Source organism: Flavobacterium sp. HTF (assembly GCF_003105115.1).
Classification (GTDB): domain Bacteria; phylum Bacteroidota; class Bacteroidia; order Flavobacteriales; family Flavobacteriaceae; genus Flavobacterium.
Genome location: NZ_QETH01000013.1, coordinates 59,604 through 77,477, shown reverse-complemented (window position 1 = coordinate 77,477; position 17,874 = coordinate 59,604). Strand labels below are relative to the sequence as shown.

Sequence of the window (17,874 nt, the reverse complement as noted above, 5' to 3'; positions counted from 1 at the left end):
TCCTGAAATAGCTTAAAACAAAGTAAATCTTATATTAAAACAAAAAAAGACGGTCCAAAGACCGCCTTTTTTACATTATATTATCCCCTACTTCACAGAAGTTTCATTTTTAGATTTCACTAACTGGCTTACTCTCCACATCAATACAATTGAACAAAGTGTAATCACAGCAATTACATATCCCAAAATATCATAGTTTTCTAAGGGTGATGTTTTTGTTTTTTGGTGAACAATAAAACCGGCACAAACAGCTGCGATTCCGCCGGCGATTTGCTGTAATGATGATGTGACAGACATGTATGCTCCACGATCTTTCATTTCCGGAATTCCGGTATTTAAGGTTGTGGCAGGAACCATACGGCTCATAATTCCCATGAATAATATCATGTTAATGACAACAATTTGCCATAGCGGAATAGGATCAAGATTGGTATAAATTACAATCATAATTACAGAAAGTATTGATCCTCCGGTAAACAGCCAGAACTTATTTACTTTATCACTTAATTTTCCAATTATCGGCATTATAAAAAGTACCGAAAGTCCTGTAAAGAAAAACACCATTGGCAATTCAAGCTGACTAATATGAATGTTGTTTACCAAAAAAGCGCTTCCGAACGGTTGTAACATAAAACCTCCAACCGAAAGCAAAGCAATAGATGCAAAGCCGATTTGGTAATTTTTGTTGCTTATGGTGTGCCAAAGATGAAGAAACGGACTTTTGTTTGATTGCAATTCCAAATGCTTCGTAATCGGCTGCATCTGAGTCAGAACTGCAATTAGAATCAATACGCCCAAAACCGCAATCATGATAAAAGAAGAATGCCAGCCCCAATGATTTGCACAATACAAACCAAGCGGAATTCCTAAAATCTGACTTGTTGCATATGCCATTTGTATGAAACCCATAACGCGTCCTCTTTGTTTAATCACAAATAAATCGGTAACAATAGCAAGTGAAACTGAACCAATTACACCTCCAAAAAGGCCGGTAAAGATTCTTGCAAAAAGCAATGTTGTGTAATCTATAGCAAACGCGCAAAAAACAGTACCGATAATAAATCCGGCGTAAAAGAAAATCAGCAGTTTTTTTCGGTCAAATTTATCCGCAAAACCCGCGGCCAGCAATCCCGAAATTCCGGCACTGAAGGCATAAGCAGAAACGGTGAATCCGAATTTGGCTGTTGTCATGTCCAATGTTTTCATTAATACATCTCCCAACGGAGAGATAATAACAAAATCGAGTATAACGGTAAATTGTAAAAGCGCCAGAATGGCAATGATTATGATTTGTTTTGAAGTAAAAGCAGTGCTTTCTACTGTAGTATTTTCCATTTTAATTTGGTTGTCTTGGTTAATTCAATTCCTGGCATTCGTGGCCAAGATCATTGATGATTTTTATAATTGCCTTGGGCTGAAGCGTTTCTGAAACTACGCGCAATACACAATCCACGTCTTCATGATCGATACTCCATTGTTGTATAGCATTGTGACTGTCAAGCGTTTCGTGCATCACACAACCCGGCTCTGTTTTTTTAATATTGGTTTTAAAAATATGTATGGTATTTAAATTTGGTTCCATAATTTTTCATGGTTTTAAAGCTTTTATTGTGGCATCAAAAGCTTCTTTCATCATTGTATCGGTAAGTGAAAACGGCTTCCCTCCCATACTCTTACCCTCAGTATGAAAGTTTAATAACGTATATAATGGTCCGTAAGCAACGGCCCAAAAAACTTCAAATGACATGCTGCTTAGCTCATTATTATACAGACTCTTCTCTATAAATTGTTTCATAATCATCCTGAAATCTGAAAATTTTGTAGTAGAATTTAATATTATTTCCCCGTGTGGCGAGTGTTTGATAATCTCAAAGAAAGCAACGTTCTTAGGATATTTCATGGTAAATTCAGCCCTGTTTACCCATTGTATCCACAATCCTTCTTCAAAAGACATATCTGGAGAAAAGTTTTTAATCGTACTCGAAAAAAATTCAAGAGCTACGCTGGCTCCGATTTTCTGAATTAAATCATCCTTGTCTTTATAGTAAATATATAATGTTGCTACCGAGATATTACAGGCCTTTGCAAGCTTGTTCATACTGAAACCCTGAAATCCGTCCCGGACAATCTGATCGATTGCCTTTTCTATAACCAGTTTTTCCTTGTCAATATCACGTATTCTCATGCCATTATTTTTTGACAAAGATAAAATAATAAATGAATGAACATTCTTTTATTTATTATTTTATTTAAAAAAACTTTTTAATCGTTTTTAAACCACTCCATTATGCTGTTTTTTCTGTTTCTTGCAATCGGCAGACTTGTCTCTCTTATTCTTAAAGTGAACCCTTCCAGATGCGTTACATATTTGGTATTCACAATATAAGAACGGTGAATCTGCAAGAAGTTATTCTCAGAAAGTTCATCCATTATGCTTTTTAAAGTCTGATGGATGATGATTTTTTTGCTGTTTTCCGAATAAATTTCGATGTAATTCTGCATGCTTTTGATATACAAAATCTGCGACGGCTGTACTTTTATGGTAATACCGTTTTCTTTAAAATACATAGGTTTTGAAATCAGTTCCTGCTGATACATCAGGTCGTACATCTTTTTTGCTTTGAAAACAGCCGCTTTAAAATCTTCAAAAAAAATTGGCTTTAACAAATAATCAACCGCATTGACTTTGTATCCTTTTAGCGCATATTCGGAATAAGCTGTCGTAAAAATTATCATCGAAGGCTTGTCAGCAATAAGTTTGGCAAATTCCAGCCCATTTAGAAGTGGCATTTCTATGTCTAAAAAAATCAGGTCAACAGCTTCGTTTTTTAGTTTTTCGAGTGCGAGGTGTGCATTGGAAAAAACACCAACATTACTTAAAAAATCAAACTCTTTGATAAAGGAATCCAAACCTTCCCTGGCGATTCTTTCATCATCAATTACGATACATTTCATACGTTGGTTAGATTTAATATTAGCTGAACAGTATAAGAATCGGTATTTTGAGTCAGTTCTAATTCATAATTATTATGATAAGACAGCTCTAGTCTTTTCTTTACATATTTTAAACCGACTCCTTCTTTTTTGGGGCTTTGTACATGTGATTCCGCTGAATTTTTTATGTTTAAAACCAATTGATTTTCATCTTTTAGAAAAACATGAAGCTGTATGTAATTTTTTTTATCTGTAAAAGAGGAAACATGTTTAAAGGCATTTTCTACAAAAGTGGACAACAAAAACGGAATTATCAGAAGTGTGTTTTCAGGAATATCCCACTGACACGAAATTTCAAGATCTTCACCGGAACGGTCTTTTTCTAATTCAAAATAATGTTTCAGAAAAGAAACTTCATCATCTAACCTGATCCATTTGTTTTGGGATTCATATACATAATAGCGTAATATCTTGCTGTACCTCGATAAAAGTTCCAAAGCTTCGTCCTGATCTTTACGAATAAGAAATTGCAGGTTATTGAGAATATTAAACGTAAAATGCGGGCTAAGCTGCGTTCTTAAATGATCAATCTCCATTTCCAGAACACTATTTCGTAATTCCTGATGTCTTTTGGCTGAAGCAATATTCTGTTTAAATAATTCGATTGAATAACTCATTCCCGAAATCAGGATGCTTACCAGCAGCATTCCACAGAATAAAGAAATAATGTCATTATCATGAAGAACACTCGAAGATAACATGATAATTGTAATAAAATAGCTTTCGGCGGTAAGCAAAATCGAGGTCAGTAAACTGATTGATAGTGCTGAAAACACAAAATCTGCAGTGTTGTGTGTGTAAATATATTTTTTGATCAGAAGATTAAGAAAATAGACATGTACCCTCAAAGTCAATATGAGAATAACAGCATGTATAAAGGCAACCGGAAAGCTAAAAGCAGGACTTGTGGACAGTGATAATTGCAGCAGGACAATGAGGAACAGAAAAGTCCAGAAAAGTAGATTTGCTCTTTTGATAGTAAACATAATTGCGAAGTTAAACTGCAAAATTAATTTATTTTCTATCGCATCGGCTGACCGTTGGTCAACAAATCACGACCACTAGTCAAAGGCAAAAAAATGCATTTGTTGGATACAATAGTTTTGTCCTGTCAAATTAAAAATATAAAATATGAAAACAGGATTGCTTACTTTGTTATTATTACTTGCAGTTACACAAACAAAAGCGCAGATAAATGTTCAGGCTGAATATTTTGGAGAATCTCATTACACGGATGAAAACAATAACAAATTGGGCGAAAGCAAAGGTTCTGCTGCCGTTTATCAGGTAAATGCCAAAATTCCGATTTCGATGAAAATAAACAAAGACAGTCTTGCCGTTGTCTGGGGAATAGCTGTTTCCGGTTCCTATACATCTCTGAACAATAAAGATTTTACCCAGGATAGGGTATTGTCTGATATCGTCAATGCACAATTTTCATTGTTTAACATAGCTCCGCTAAACAAAAAATGGAGCATGCTCACCTTTGCAGGTGCGGGAATTTATACGGATCAGACAAAAATTTCAAAAATGGGTGCCAGAAGTGTCCTCGGAAATGCCGGTACAATTTTCATCAAAAAAATCAATTCTAAATTAGATCTCGGAGGCGGAATTGCCTTCAACAATGCTTTTGGTTATCCTATGTTATTTCCTGCTATATATGTCAGTTATAATTCTCCGGGTAAATATAATTTTAATGTTTCACTTTTAAGCGGATTTCAGTTATCTGCTGGTTATGAAATAAGTAAAAACATGACTTTAAGCCTAATAGGAGAAGTAAACGGACAATTGGCACTTACGAAAAAAGAAGGAAAAGATGTCATCTTTACACATCAGTACATTGTAACGGGATTGAGGCCTGAATTTAAAATCACTAAAAATATCTCGCTTCCGGTTACTCTCGGAATCAGCGCGGCACGCCCCGCTTATTTTACAGAACGAAGCCTCAAAAACATTTTCAATAATAACAACAATTACCAGTTTCAGTTATCACCTTACGCATCAGCTCAGGTTAATTACAAATTTTAGCCAATCCTGACGATGCTCTCCTTTATCATAGCTTTTTATACGTCAATAATGGTTTGTATTCAGGAAACAGCCATTGAAAGATTTAGTAATACAAATTCTTTTCCCGAAAAAACAGTGCAAACAAAAAATCCTGACAGCTAATTTGTCAGGATTTTTTATTTTAGAATAGAGTATCCGGATCGGTCAAATCAGATAATTTTTTCTTTAAATCGGGATTCAAAAGTGTGAGACCAAATTGGTACGAAGCATTCATCCAGCCAAATCCTTCTTCGGTGATATAATTAAACTCGGTTCCGACGTTGCCATATTCTGCAAAAATCTTGTGTGAACTTATAGACAAGTCAAATTTTTCGGGAATGGTTCCATTATAATCCACCGCATTTCGGGTTATGAGCCACAGCCAGCGGTAAATCATTTCCTGCGCTTCATTGTGAAAATTATAGTTTAATAACCCTTTCCATAAAAATATCTGATGCGGCGCCCAGCCAAACGGATAATCCCATTGTCTTACAGGAGCATGTTCGCTTACCCCTGCAACCGACAATTTTGTACTTCCGGCGATTCCACCTTTCATTTTAAATTTCGGCAATGTCTTTTGGACTAAAATTTCAGCCTGTTCCTGTGTCGCAATTTTTGCCCATAACGGATAAAATGTTGTTGCGGCTTCAAAATAATGCTGTTCTTTTAGCTTAAAATTATAATCAAAATAAATTCCGGTTTCTTCATTCCAGCACAATTCATTGATTCTTTCTTTTCGCTCTTCTGCCTTTTGATTCCAGTAATCGCCTGAATAAACAACATCATTACTATAAATAAATTTATCACTGAAATAATTTGAAATCAAAAAAGAAATATCAGTTTCGTATTTATAAAGCAGGCTATTGATCGCAACTGTGTTTAAATCAGCACAAATACCCACTAATCTGTTGGTGGTGTCATGCCCGCTCTCGCGCATACTTCTGTCATGTGTAAAGTAATGATCCAGGTCAGCATCTAAGATTTCACGTTCGAGATATTTCTTCTCAAATTCCCTTGTAGAGAGATTATATTTTGGAGCATATTTTTCTAAGATATCATCAAAATGGCCTTCTTCAACTTCAAACGGAAGTCCGATTCCTTCTGCCCTGTAACGGTTTAATCCGTTTGGGGTAAGCCTCTTCCCCTGCTCCATCCAAACGGTTTTGTATTCTTTAATTGCCGTTTTTAAATGTCTTTCGATCCAGGAAATATCCGGATTTGATTTTTCTATAATATCAATAATTAAAGAAGTGTATAATGGCGGCTGTGTACGGGTCAGATAGTAGCTTCTGTTCGCGTTCAGGATTTTTCCGTAATGATCAATCTGATATTTAAAGTTTTCGGCCATGCCAAAAGCCAAATCCGTTTTATCATCAATCAAAAGTCCCATAGTGATAAAATAGCTGTCCCAACCGTACATTTCATTAAATCTGCCACCCGGAACAACAAAAGGGATTCCGTCGGTTTTGTCCTTTTTAGTCTGAAGTGCCAATCCCAAAATTCCGGGTTTTTTATTCAGTGACAAAACATATTCAGGTGAAATATTTTCCGGAAGCTGAACTACTTTTAACGTAGGATTTGAAGCTTCTAAATTTTTAAAATACTCAAAAGCAAATCCATCTCCGGCAGGAACATACAAATACGAAACGGCATTTTCTATTTTGTCGTCTTCCAGTATTTTTTTTACTCCGGCCGCGTCAATTGTTCGCGTAAGTCCATTCCAGTATAAGTCTTTTATTTTACGTGAAATTCTCTTAACCGGGTCTTCTGTGATTTCGTCTAAATTGATTTCGGCAAAATCACTATTTTCTTTTTTTGACAATGCCAGTTCCTGCAGTAAATTCGAAAGTTGGTACGTTCCTTCAATTGCAATCGAATTACCTTCTTCATCTTGCAGCAAAAAGCTTTTTGGGCCTTTGTCGTCAATGGTTATTTTTTTGTCGCCATCAGTATCTTCCTGAGCCAGTAACTGACTAAGAGTCTGATTTATGTGTAATTTAAATTTCATTTTTTGAGGTAATTTTTTTGAGAATAAAAAAGGAAATCAACAATAAAGACATCGGAATCAGAGTGAAATAAAATGCTTTTTCCGGGCCTTCATTTTTGAATAACCAGCCTGTTATACGCGAACCCAGCGTTCCTCCCAAAGCAGAAAAAATAACGATTAATCCGGTCATTGAACTCTGCAGGTTTTTTGGCAGCGAACTTAGCACAATTGAATTCAGCAAAGGATAAATTGGCGCAATAAACAATCCGATTAACGGAAATGCAAATGCAATTAACGGAATATCCGAAAGCGTATTGATCTTTTTAACTTCAAGTCCAACCACATTTGGGAGCACAAAATAAACAATTAGCATGGCAGCAATTACGCAAATAGCTAAAACCCAGATCCAGTTTACTTTTTTGGTTATAATTCCCGCTACCAATCGGCCAACTGCCAGTGATATCGCCAGTATACTGGCCATCATAATACTGATGTTTTCCGGTAAATGGAGCACTTTGGTATTAAAGGTTGGCAGCCAGGAAAGTATTCCCTGCTCGATCATGACGAATAAAAAGACACTTATCACAAAAATAACCGTTAACAATTTCGCTATCAGCTTAAACATCTGCAGGAAATCATCTGTAAAATTGGCTCCGGCTGTTACTGCGGTTTCTTCAAATCGGGTAAAAAACAGGAATAAAAAAGAGACAACAGATAAACCTGCTAAAAACCAATATACATTGAGCCAGGAATTTGGATCATTTTCATTATTAAAAGCCGGAAATAAAAAGTAAGCCAGTGCAATTCCGATCATAAAAACACCTTCAATACTGCTCATCAATGCGTTGTGCTCTTTCTGATTTTCTGTGACAGTACCAATTAAGGAATAAACCGAAACTTTTATCAAAGCAAAAGACACACCAACTGTCGCAAATAATATCTTCGCATTGTCAAAAGAATTTCCGAAATACATTGAAATACAGGCCAGAGTTACCAGCGCCAAACCCGTAAGCATTGCTTTTTTGTAGCCAATCCGGGGGAGAAATGAGGCTATAAAAAAAGAAACAATTGCAATAGGCATATCTTTAAAGGCTTCCAGAATACTGGCCTGGACTTCATCGACTCCGTAATTTTTTTGCGATTTAAGAATTACGATGCCAACGCTGTTCAATAGAATAGCAAAGACAAAATAATTGAGATAAAGGGATATTTTTATTCCTAAGTTTTTCATTAACAGCTTGGTTTATTTTGATAAAAGTGCCTATAAAAGAAGGTATCCTATAAAGTTACAAAAAATACCAAATGCTGTCTTTTGCAACAGCATTTGGTTAAATATCAATTAACTAACAACAAACTCTAAAAATTAACGGCAACCGAAAATCTAAAGGCGCGTCCTAAAATGGGTCTTGCCATAAACACATCGCTGGCGGCAGATGTAGTTTGTCTCGGATCTCCTTCGGTTAAACCAATCTCGTTGAATAAGTTGGATGCATCAACTGCAAAACGAAGGTTATTGTACGTATAATTTAAACCTGCCCCAACCTCTTTGTATGCCGGTAAAACCTGTCTGTTATCCTGATTGGTAAACTTTTTGTCATAATAAGAGAATTGTACATAAGCACTAAAATCTTTTGTAATGTCGACTTCCGGTCTTAGGTTACAGAAAAACTTAGGGATTCTTCTTGCTGTATTTCCATTAAAATCAAATGTTGAACCATCGGCATTTGTTCCTGTAAAATTATCATATTCCGGTTTTTGAACGGTAAATGTAAAGTTCAGTTTTACGAATTCATATCTTGCATTTGTTTCTACTTCAAGACCAATATTGTTAACGTCTGCAAATTTGTTTTCGGAACTTCCGTCAGATAAGATATCGGTAAAAGCAACGTTTTTCAGGTTCATGTGAAATAAGTTCGCATTTACCGAGAAAAATGAATTTGAATACTTGTAACCCAATTCAAACTGATTGACTTCCGTATTTTCCAGTTTGCTCAAATCAGCCGCATTATCATAAAATGATTCTTCAATTGGCGATCTGAAACCGTGGCTATAGCGAACATACGATGCCATATTATCATTAAATTTATAATTTCCCGCAGCAGTATAAGACCATTCGCTTACATCATATCTCCAGTAAGTATACGGATTTCCTTTTACTGTCGTTACCGCATCATCGGCTGTGTTATTGTCTATTACACCTAAATCTTCTGCAAAGAATCGGGCATTGTCCCTGTAACCTGAATATTTGTCTTTGTTGTATCGTAAACCGGCATTAAAAGTAAGGTTATCCGTTGCTTTTATTTCTGCGTCGGCATACACATCATTCAAAAGACCTTTGGTTTGTGCATCTCTTTCTAACCAGGTGATTCGTTCTACCCCATTCCATGTATGATTTACACCTGTTGTATTGTCTTCTACGTTTAATAATCTCGGATTGTCCGAAACACTTACCAGATACGAGTTCCAGTTCCAGTACTGATTTGATTTCCAGTTCGAATAGTAGTAACCGGCAGTCAGTTTTACAGGATCTAAATCAAAAGAAAAAGAAAAGTTATTAGCAAAATTGTCCATTTTTTTGTGAATGTACCAATGGTCTGCTCTCATAATCAGGGCATTTGGATCTACAACAGCTCCGTTATCCACGTAAGTGTAAGCTAAATTACCTGCTGTGGTATTCTGAATATCTGTTGCATACGCATCTTGTGTCCATGGGCCTCCGTTTGGAAAAATAGCATTGTAATTCAAATCGATTGCCGTTTGTTTGAAGGCATTTTTGAAAGATACTTTATCCGAAATTTTCTTTTTGAATTCAGCTCCAATTGAATTGATTACCGGATGAGAACCGTCTTCTAAGTCAGCGCTAAAAGTTCCGCCTCCATATTGAGGTACATTCAAATGACTGAAATTTACTGACGTCAGTGTTCCATAATTTGGGTTAAAGCCGTCTATACCTTCAATTTTTCCATTATTGCTTTTTAAAGGAATTGGCAAATAGAATGTATTTCTGTCGTTCAGATGTTTAAAATTAACTCTTAAATAATCTCCGTCGTCGAATTTGTAAGTCAGGTTTCCTTTGATCTGACCTCCTTTATTGGCTGTAAATCCGGTGTTTCTTACTCCGTTATCGGCTCTGTAAAAACCTCCAATATTAAAGAACAGTTTATCCTGAATCAGCGCGCCTGATAAATTAAGATCGGTTCTGAAAAGTCCGTAATCTGAAGTTGAGAATTTGGCTCTTCCCTGAAAATCATTTTGTCCTGTTTTAGAAATAAAATTGATAATTCCACCCGGAGCATTGTTGGCAAAAATCGACGCAGAACCTCCACGTACAGCCTCCATTTTGCTTACGGTTTCGTCGAGTCTGTAAAAAGTATCGGCATTGGCAAACTGCAAGGCTCCATCTTCAAAAACCGGTAATCCGTCTTCCTGAATCTGTACATATTCATAAGCTCCCGCAGACGGAATTCCTCTTGCAAAAAGGTTATTCCCTATTTCTCCCCCGGATGCTTCTACCACAAATCCCGGAATGGTCTGTAATAATGCTGCCGTACTTGCCGGCGCCCTGTCTTCGATTGCTTTTGCTCCCATTGTAGTGATGGCCACACTCGATTCCAGTTTAGACCTTGGGCTTGATGATCCCGTTACGACAACTTCTTTTAAGTTTTGTGATTCGGTTTCCAGAAAAAGGTTTTCTTCTATTGACTCACCTTCTTTTACGGTGATTTGTTTCTCAAAGCTTTTATACCCTACATTGGTTGCAGAGATGGTATAAGTTCCGGCTGCAACATTAGAAAATACATAAGCTCCGTTGATATCGGTAATTACATTTTGGTCTGCTCCTTTTAAGGATACATTAGCTCCGGGAACGGTTTGTCCGGTTTCGTCGAAAACTTTTCCCGAAACGGTATTTTTCTCCTGTGCAAACACATTGTTTGATGCAGAAATTAGGCAAAACAACAATAGTAATCTGCCTAAATACGTATTAATCAGTTTCATTTTTTTTGGTTTGGTTAGTAAAATTTGTGATTGTTACTGTAAACTTAATAACTAATTAAAACCTGAAGACGAAATTATAACCGAAAACGTTTTCGAAATCACCAAAAACGTTTTCGAAAACTATAATTTTATTATTTATCCGTTTTTTTAACTGCAAAAGCCGTTATGGTTTTATGCAAGAAAGGCTATTTATAATCGGGTGATATTCCATTTTTCTTGGCAGACTTAATCTTCTTAAAAAATACATACAAATCTTTTGCCTGGTTTGCGGTTAAGATTTTTTTACACTGAACTTCAATATTTTTAGTACTTTTATTTTATGAATGACACCAAATTAATTGATATAGCTTCTGCATTAGGAATTTCTGTTACAACAGTCTCTAAAGCATTAAAAGGATATAGTGATGTGAGTCAAAGTACCCGTGAAAAAGTGATGGAAATGGCAGATAAGATGAATTATATGCCTAATTCTGTTGCCGTTAACCTTCGTACCAACGAAACCAAAACGATTGGTGTTATTATTCCTGCTACGGTTCACCACTTCTTTTCGAGTGTTTTGAACGGCATTTTAGAGGAAGCCGAAAAAAGAGGTTATCTCGTGATTATCCTTCAGTCAAGTGAAAAATACGAGCTGGAAAAAAAACAAATTGCTTTATTATTACAGAAAAGAGTCGACGGCATTTTGATGTCGCTTTCTAACGAAACAGATGATTTCTCCCATATCAACGATGCTATCCGAAAAAATACGCCTGTCGTTTTGTTCGACAAAATTGCTAAAAGAGTAGATTGTTCTAAAGTAGTTATCAATGATATGAAAGCGGCTTATGATGCTGTAACCTATTTAATAGAAAAAGGATTTAAAAAGATCGCCCATTTTAGAGGTTCTTATGTTCCGCAGAATTCTATTGATCGTTTTTTGGGATACAAAAAAGCTCTGGAAGACCATAATATAAAATACGATCCGACTTTAGTGTATGTCTGCGATCATAATACCGATTTTGAAGACGGTTATGAAAATGCCGAAAAATTAATGGCAGATCACCATGATGTTGATGCTGTTTTTGCGGTAACCGATTTGGTCGCTATCGGAATCATTAAATATTTTAATGACAAGAAAATAAAAACTCCCGAGCAGGTTGCCGTTTTTGGATTCAGCAACTGGTTTATGAGTACGGTGATTTCACCCAAATTAACCACAATCGATCAGCCGGGTTATGACATCGGGTATCGTGCCGCTGCTATATTAATTGATGAAATTGCACAGATTAAGGAACATATTCCGGTCGTGCATCAAATGATTGAATTGCCAACCCATATTATTGAAAGAGAATCCACCATGAGGTCTAATACTTAAAAAGTACTGTATTTCACGCCATTTTTATCGGCATACGGAAGTAGTAATTTCATTACCGCTTCGTATTTCTTGTCCAGCAAAATACCTTTAGTATCGTCGAGTTTTTTGGCTGCGGCGTCAATTTCTTCGTCACTTTTTCCTTCATCGATCATTTTGGCAATCAGCGGAAAATCTGTTTCCTGAATCTCGTCTGCATATTCAAACAATTCCAATCCTGCTTTTACAATTAGTTTGGCTTCGTCGTCTGTCTTCAGTTTTTTGATTTTTTTGATATCTTCCTTAAAAGTATTTCCATACCAGTATTTTACTGATGCAACACAACTGGCCGGTTTCATGGTTTTTCCGTCTTCAGATGGTATCTTTAAGCCACCGCCAGCTTTATGCTGACGCAGTTCTTTAAAAACACGTTCAAAGCTTTTCGGAATTTTATTTGCATTCAGGCCTATAGTCTGAAAAACCTGATCCGGGCTGTCATTCAACAAATTGCATGATGACAGAAAGCTTAGTAAAAGAAAAATTGAAATTATTTTAAGTTTCATAGTAGTATTTTTAATTGATCACCGAATCTATAAGTCTGTCGATTTTCATTAAAACAAAATCTTCATAAGACTGCTGTTTTGCTTCACTCTTTTTGCCTGAACCAAAAGTTTCGCTGATCATATAATTTTTTATAAACTGGCTTTTTTGAGCCCCTAAAGCATAATACCAGCTTCCCATTTCTGAATGCACAAAAATAACCGATTCGTCGAGTTTCAGGATCTTTCTTTTTGCGCGAAGAGGGCTGCTTTTGTACACTGCGTTTTTATTCGCATCAAAAGTATAGCGTATTTTACTTCCGATTTTAATATCAAACCAGCTATGCAAAGCAAAGTAAGCCATAAAAATATAAATAACCCAGCGCATTACTTCATCTAGAAGATTATCAAAAAAGAACAATAAAATAATACCAAAAATAATACCCGCCAAAAACCATCGCGACATTGCTAGCGATGGATTTTTAGGGCAAAACGAAAAAGTATTCAGAGTTTCTTCTATATTATATTTTTCCTGAATGTTCATTTGTATTTAGTATTTCCTGAATTTCGTTTAGCAAATTTTGCATCGACCGGGTGGTAAGTCCCTGTGCGATTCCGCTGCATTTTTCCTTACCATTTTTCAGGTAATAAAGATTGAGCGAAACATTGATTGTTACAAAATACTGCTTGATTTTTACTAATTCAAAATTGACAAAATCACTAATCGGAATCTGGACTGGAGGGATAATCAAGCCGTTTTTGATACTGATTTCTTTTCGGCTCATATCAATTACAACTTGGTTTATAAAAATTGAAATCAGGCATAAAACAGTGAGAATCCCAAATATCCAGATCATTATTGAATTCTTAAACCAAACGCCGGCAAACGTAAGTGCTGCCATTCCGATTACGACAATAAGGCCAAAACCATATTGTCTCTTCATGACATACTGATTTCCGTTTTTGGTGAATTTCTGTAGCGTTTCCATATTTATTCCAGACTTACACCGTCAATAATCAGCGAAGCGCAACCTAACGACAGATACGAACTATTGTAATCACTGTTTAACTGATCTGTTAAAGACTCTATCGTCGCTTTTGTAAATTCTAATTTTCTTGACGGCAATTTTCCATCAGAATCAACCATTGTGACTTGCCCGTCGATTCCGGTTTTGTTTTTCATAAAAGCCTTAAGCAAGTTAAGATCCTGTTTTTCAAAATCTAAAGAGAAATAATAATTCTTTGTTTCTGCTTTTTTCTCCATGCCATCAGCCGCCGTTGTATTATTGGACGATCTGCTGAAAGATACCGTTACAGTTCGTACCGGGGCAGTAATCAGTTTATTGCCATCTTTTACCGTGATTTCAATTTTGACGCTTTTGTTATCAGATAACTGGCCATAACTTACTCCGCTCAAAAAAAAGCACACGATTAATATTAAAGTAAAAAATTTCTTATTCATAATTAAAAGATATTTCTAAAAATTTATTTACGGCAAGATTACTACTTCGCTGAGTTTACAACAATCTGGAATTGGCAAATGGGTACTTTAGATTTTTATTTGGTCTTTAGAGGCGCATATCAGGAAAACAGGCTTTTTGACGGGTTTTAAAACCTTGTTTTCAAAGCGGTTAAATTCGGTAAATCAGTTCAAAAATGTTTGGTCAGTCAATATACAATTTGTACTTTCCCCCCGTAATTTCAGTATATATGCACGTAAACTCTACTCTTTTTATCTTAAAAAACAGTTTTCAAAAACCATTTTTTTTCCTTTTACTGCTTATCTTTTTTACCGCTTTCGCGAAAGCGCAACAGGCATCTTCAATCGAAAAATTAGTAGTTTACGGGTATTCCAAACGCTTTTCTGATTCGGCTGTGTGCAAAAAAATGCAGCTTCAGGCTTTAGAGCTTGCCAAGAAGAAAAACAACATCGACGATCAGGTTATTTGCTATGCTTATCTCGCCCTGACGCAGAGGAAACTACTTCATTTAAAAGGTTTTACGCGTTATGCCGATTCTGCATTTTCTCTTTCATCCAAAACCAACAATATACGGGCCAAAGCATATGCTTCGCTTGCTATGGGGTCTTTAAAGTCTTATATCGATGATAAATCCCATGCCATTGATTATCTGCTGACTTCTTATAAGCTTTTTGCCAAAGTGCAGGCACATGACCAATGCGCTAAGATTGCTTCGGATATATCGTATCTATTTTCTCCCGGATCTCCGGACAAAGTCGAAAAATATGCCCGTGAAGCTTTATTTCATGCTTCTAAAGCCGGCGATCCCGAAAGTATCTTATATGCGAGACTGGCTTTTGGCGGCCATCTGACTGATAATCTGGAAACATGGAGCCAGGATGAATGGCGGAATGCGGTACTGTTTTTTGACGAAACAGTTGCTCTTACAGAAAGAAATTCCAGCAATATTATCAGCAAAAGCAACATCGGAATCGCGTATATCAACCTTGCCGATTTATATTCCAAAGGCCCGAAACCGATTGACGAAAAGTCGCTTTTGAAAAATCTGGAAAAAGCTACAGTAATAGCCCAAAAATATGATGTGAGGATTATTTACAGAAGTGCTATAGGACTTCAGGGATTCTATTATACAGAAAAAGGGGATTATGCCAAAGCCGAAGGTCTTTTTAATGAAGGAATAAAATACCAGAAAAAGCTTCCCTATACTGATAATTACCTTTTGGCTACGTTTTACAACAGTTTAAAGAATGTAGCCGCAAAACGTAAAGATTTTGAAGCTTATCATCGTTATGATACGGCATTTGTAAAATATAATCAGTTAAAATACAATGAATCTACTCAGAGTTTATTGCAGAATGCCGATGTACGATATGAATCGACCAAAAAGATAGAACGTATCAAACAGCTTGAACTGGAAAATGAACTGGTGCAGAAAAACAAATTACTGGGCTACGGAATTGCGGGAGTTTTACTGATTGGTCTCGTTTTTATGTTCCGCTCCTACCATTACCGCCAAAGGTATTACCAAAACCGCGAAGATTTCCTGAAACAGGAACAGGCCAACAGTGAACTAAAAATGCAGCTGATGGAAAAAGAAACGATAGAAAACCTGGCAGCAAGGCTTTCGATGGAAAGGAGATTACTGCGTTCGCAAATGGATCCGCATTTTATTTTTAATGCGTTGGGAAATATTCAAAGTATGATTCTTCAGAAGGAAACGGTTCCTGCGGTGTCTTACCTGAATAAATTTGCCAAACTCACACGTCAGGTTCTTGAACAGTCACGCAAAGAAACTATTTCGCTTGACGAAGAAATCAATACTTTAAAAAATTATATCGAATTGCAGCAGCTGAGGCTGAATAATGGTTTTGAATATGTAATTGAGTGTGATGAAACGGTTGAAACTGATGTACTGATTCCGCCTTTATTGATTCAGCCCTTTATAGAAAATGCCGTTGAACATGGTTTAAAACCGCAGGTAAAAGAAATTAAAGGTTTGATAGAAATTTATTTTACGCAGGATTTTGAAGAGCGAAATCTGGTGTGTACGATAAAAGACAATGGTATCGGACTGGCGGCATCGAGAAAATTAAAACTCAAAGACAATCACGAATCGTTGTCTACCAAAATTACAAACGAAAGGCTAAACAAAATGCAGCAGGATAATCCGAATGCGGGATTTGAGGTTCGGGAACGCGATGCTCATGAAGGGCCGGGCTGTATCGTTATTTTAAATATTCCAATACTCCAGTAAAATGTATAAAACTATTATTATTGAAGACGAACATCGCATCAGGGAAGCTTTGTCTATTATGCTTGAAATGACGGCTGCCGACAAAATTCAGGTTATTGCGTATGCCGAAAGTGTCGAAGAAGCCGTAAAACTCATTGACCGCCTAAAACCTGATCTGGTTTTTATGGATATTATGCTCAAAGACGGAACGGGGTTTGATGTCCTGGAGCAAATTGCATTCAATTCTTTTCATCTCATTTTTACTACTGCTTACGAGCAGCATGCGATTAATGCGTTTAAGTACAGTGCCATAGATTATCTTTTAAAGCCGATAGATTCTGAGGAACTCAAAACAGCAATTGACCGTATTGCCCTTTTGCACGAAAGGGTTTTAGAAAAACAACAATTGAGCGAATTGCAGCTCAATCTTATCAAAACACCGGACAGAATCATCCTGCCCACTCAGGAAGCCATGTATGTGGTAAAACTGGACCAGATTATCAGGTGCGAAACTTCGGGATCGTACACGACTTTTTTTCTGACTGACGGCAGGAAAATCATGGTTTCGAAACCACTAAAAAATTATGAGGATTTACTGGAACCTCCTGCTTTTTTCCGCATTCACCAGTCGCATTTAATCAATCTGAACTGCATTGTGAGTTACTCCCGCGAAGGAATGGTGCAGATGAATGACAAATCTTCGGTACCGATTTCGAGAGGAAAAAAAGACCAGTTTTTTAAATTAATGAAAGAAGAAGTTTAGGTTTAAATACGCAATACCGGTTTAAATATCCTGAATACAAATCCGAAACTACAGAAGACAAAGTGTGGGCTTTTAGTAGCAGCTGTTCTATCTACTTTTGGCGCAATTAATACGATAACCATGAACAGAAAAACCCTTTCTATCCTAAGCTATGTGACTATCATTGGCTGGATTATTGCTTTTGTAAAAAACAAAGATTTAACGCCAAAAAGCGACCTGGTAACCTATCATTTAAAACAAGGTTTCGGAATCTTTTTAGTGTCTTTTGCCGTAAATATTATTCTGTCTATTGTAGTAACAACAGTGACTTCTCTATTTTTTCTTAGCTACATTGGGTATGCCATCCTGATTTTATGGATTTTTGGTATTATCAATGCTGCCAACGAACAAAAGAAACCTATTCCGGTAATCGGGAAAATTTTTGAGGATAAATTTAGCTTTATAGATTAAATCTAAATTTCCTTTTTAACTCAAGTTTTTTATTTTTTGGATTTAGAAATGATTC

17 protein-coding genes are annotated in these 17,874 nt (G+C 36.3%); 5 read left to right on the top strand and 12 right to left on the bottom strand.

Translation table 11 applies throughout. The features are described from left to right. Positions 1–87: 87 nt before the first annotated feature. The 5 genes from DCO46_RS06380 to DCO46_RS06360 all read right to left on the bottom strand — a co-directional run bounded on the left by DCO46_RS06380 (position 88) and on the right by DCO46_RS06360 (position 3,980). On the bottom strand, positions 88–1,335 hold the full coding sequence (locus tag DCO46_RS06380) for an MFS transporter (protein WP_116751733.1): 1,248 nt from the start codon (positions 1,333–1,335) through the stop codon (positions 88–90). Positions 1,336–1,354: 19 nt separating this feature from the next. Next, positions 1,355–1,582 carry a hypothetical protein gene (locus DCO46_RS06375; RefSeq protein WP_116751732.1) on the bottom strand — a complete coding sequence of 76 codons (228 nt, stop codon included), beginning with the start codon at positions 1,580–1,582 and terminating at the stop codon, positions 1,355–1,357. 6 nt (positions 1,583–1,588) lie between these two features. Then, positions 1,589–2,185 carry a TetR/AcrR family transcriptional regulator gene (locus DCO46_RS06370; RefSeq protein ID WP_116751731.1) on the bottom strand — a complete coding sequence of 199 codons (597 nt, stop codon included), beginning with the start codon at positions 2,183–2,185 and terminating at the stop codon, positions 1,589–1,591. 77 nt (positions 2,186–2,262) lie between these two features. Next, positions 2,263–2,955: a LytR/AlgR family response regulator transcription factor gene (locus DCO46_RS06365; protein WP_116751730.1), complete on the bottom strand. Its 693-nt coding sequence runs from the start codon at positions 2,953–2,955 to the stop codon at positions 2,263–2,265. Then, positions 2,952–3,980: a sensor histidine kinase gene (locus tag DCO46_RS06360; protein ID WP_116751729.1), complete on the bottom strand. Its 1,029-nt coding sequence runs from the start codon at positions 3,978–3,980 to the stop codon at positions 2,952–2,954. Before DCO46_RS06360 ends, DCO46_RS06365 begins: the two co-directional genes overlap by 4 nt. Positions 3,981–4,125: 145 nt before the next feature. On the opposite strand from DCO46_RS06360, the gene DCO46_RS06355 reads away from it, so the two are divergent. Then, entirely contained in the window at positions 4,126–5,022 is an 897-nt protein-coding gene (locus DCO46_RS06355) for a DUF6268 family outer membrane beta-barrel protein (RefSeq protein WP_116751728.1), read from the top strand. A 160-nt stretch (positions 5,023–5,182) separates the two neighbouring features. Here DCO46_RS06355 and DCO46_RS06350 read toward each other — a convergent pair whose 3' ends face one another. The 3 genes from DCO46_RS06350 to DCO46_RS06340 all read right to left on the bottom strand — a co-directional run bounded on the left by DCO46_RS06350 (position 5,183) and on the right by DCO46_RS06340 (position 11,023). Continuing rightward, positions 5,183–7,048, bottom strand: coding sequence for an alpha,alpha-trehalase (locus DCO46_RS06350; RefSeq protein WP_116751727.1), 1,866 nt, complete (start codon positions 7,046–7,048; stop codon positions 5,183–5,185). Continuing rightward, positions 7,038–8,258: an MFS transporter gene (locus tag DCO46_RS06345; protein ID WP_116751726.1), complete on the bottom strand. Its 1,221-nt coding sequence runs from the start codon at positions 8,256–8,258 to the stop codon at positions 7,038–7,040. The genes DCO46_RS06350 and DCO46_RS06345 overlap by 11 nt, the downstream gene beginning before the upstream one ends. A 125-nt stretch (positions 8,259–8,383) precedes the next feature. Beyond that, positions 8,384–11,023 carry a TonB-dependent receptor gene (locus DCO46_RS06340; protein ID WP_116751725.1) on the bottom strand — a complete coding sequence of 880 codons (2,640 nt, stop codon included), beginning with the start codon at positions 11,021–11,023 and terminating at the stop codon, positions 8,384–8,386. Positions 11,024–11,342: 319 nt separating this feature from the next. On the opposite strand from DCO46_RS06340, the gene DCO46_RS06335 reads away from it, so the two are divergent. After that, a complete protein-coding gene (locus tag DCO46_RS06335; RefSeq protein ID WP_116751724.1) occupies positions 11,343–12,377 on the top strand; it encodes a LacI family DNA-binding transcriptional regulator in 1,035 nt (344 codons plus the stop codon). Here the strand turns inward: DCO46_RS06335 and DCO46_RS06330 are convergent. From DCO46_RS06330 to DCO46_RS06315, 4 genes are read right to left on the bottom strand one after another with little or no spacing between them, the layout of a single operon-like run. Continuing rightward, a complete protein-coding gene (locus DCO46_RS06330; RefSeq protein ID WP_124019546.1) occupies positions 12,374–12,916 on the bottom strand; it encodes a hypothetical protein in 543 nt (180 codons plus the stop codon). The genes DCO46_RS06335 and DCO46_RS06330 overlap by 4 nt on opposite strands. 10 nt (positions 12,917–12,926) lie before the next feature. Further along, a complete protein-coding gene (locus DCO46_RS06325; protein WP_116751722.1) occupies positions 12,927–13,436 on the bottom strand; it encodes a hypothetical protein in 510 nt (169 codons plus the stop codon). Continuing rightward, complete coding sequence (locus DCO46_RS06320; RefSeq protein ID WP_116751721.1) at positions 13,414–13,881, bottom strand: hypothetical protein; 468 nt, start codon at positions 13,879–13,881, stop codon at positions 13,414–13,416. The genes DCO46_RS06325 and DCO46_RS06320 overlap by 23 nt, the downstream gene beginning before the upstream one ends. A 2-nt stretch (positions 13,882–13,883) precedes the next feature. Next, positions 13,884–14,354, bottom strand: a complete 471-nt coding sequence (locus DCO46_RS06315) for a hypothetical protein (RefSeq protein ID WP_116751720.1) — start codon at positions 14,352–14,354, stop codon at positions 13,884–13,886. A gap of 248 nt (positions 14,355–14,602) precedes the next feature. On the opposite strand from DCO46_RS06315, the gene DCO46_RS06310 reads away from it, so the two are divergent. The 3 genes from DCO46_RS06310 (at position 14,603) to DCO46_RS06300 (ending at position 17,819) form a co-directional block, all read left to right on the top strand. After that, positions 14,603–16,627, top strand: a complete 2,025-nt coding sequence (locus DCO46_RS06310) for a sensor histidine kinase (RefSeq protein WP_116751719.1) — start codon at positions 14,603–14,605, stop codon at positions 16,625–16,627. 1 nt (position 16,628) lies between these two features. After that, positions 16,629–17,369: a LytR/AlgR family response regulator transcription factor gene (locus DCO46_RS06305; RefSeq protein ID WP_116751718.1), complete on the top strand. Its 741-nt coding sequence runs from the start codon at positions 16,629–16,631 to the stop codon at positions 17,367–17,369. A 120-nt stretch (positions 17,370–17,489) separates the two neighbouring features. Beyond that, positions 17,490–17,819, top strand: a complete 330-nt coding sequence (locus DCO46_RS06300; RefSeq protein WP_116751717.1) for a DUF4870 domain-containing protein — start codon at positions 17,490–17,492, stop codon at positions 17,817–17,819. Positions 17,820–17,874: the final 55 nt, after the last annotated feature.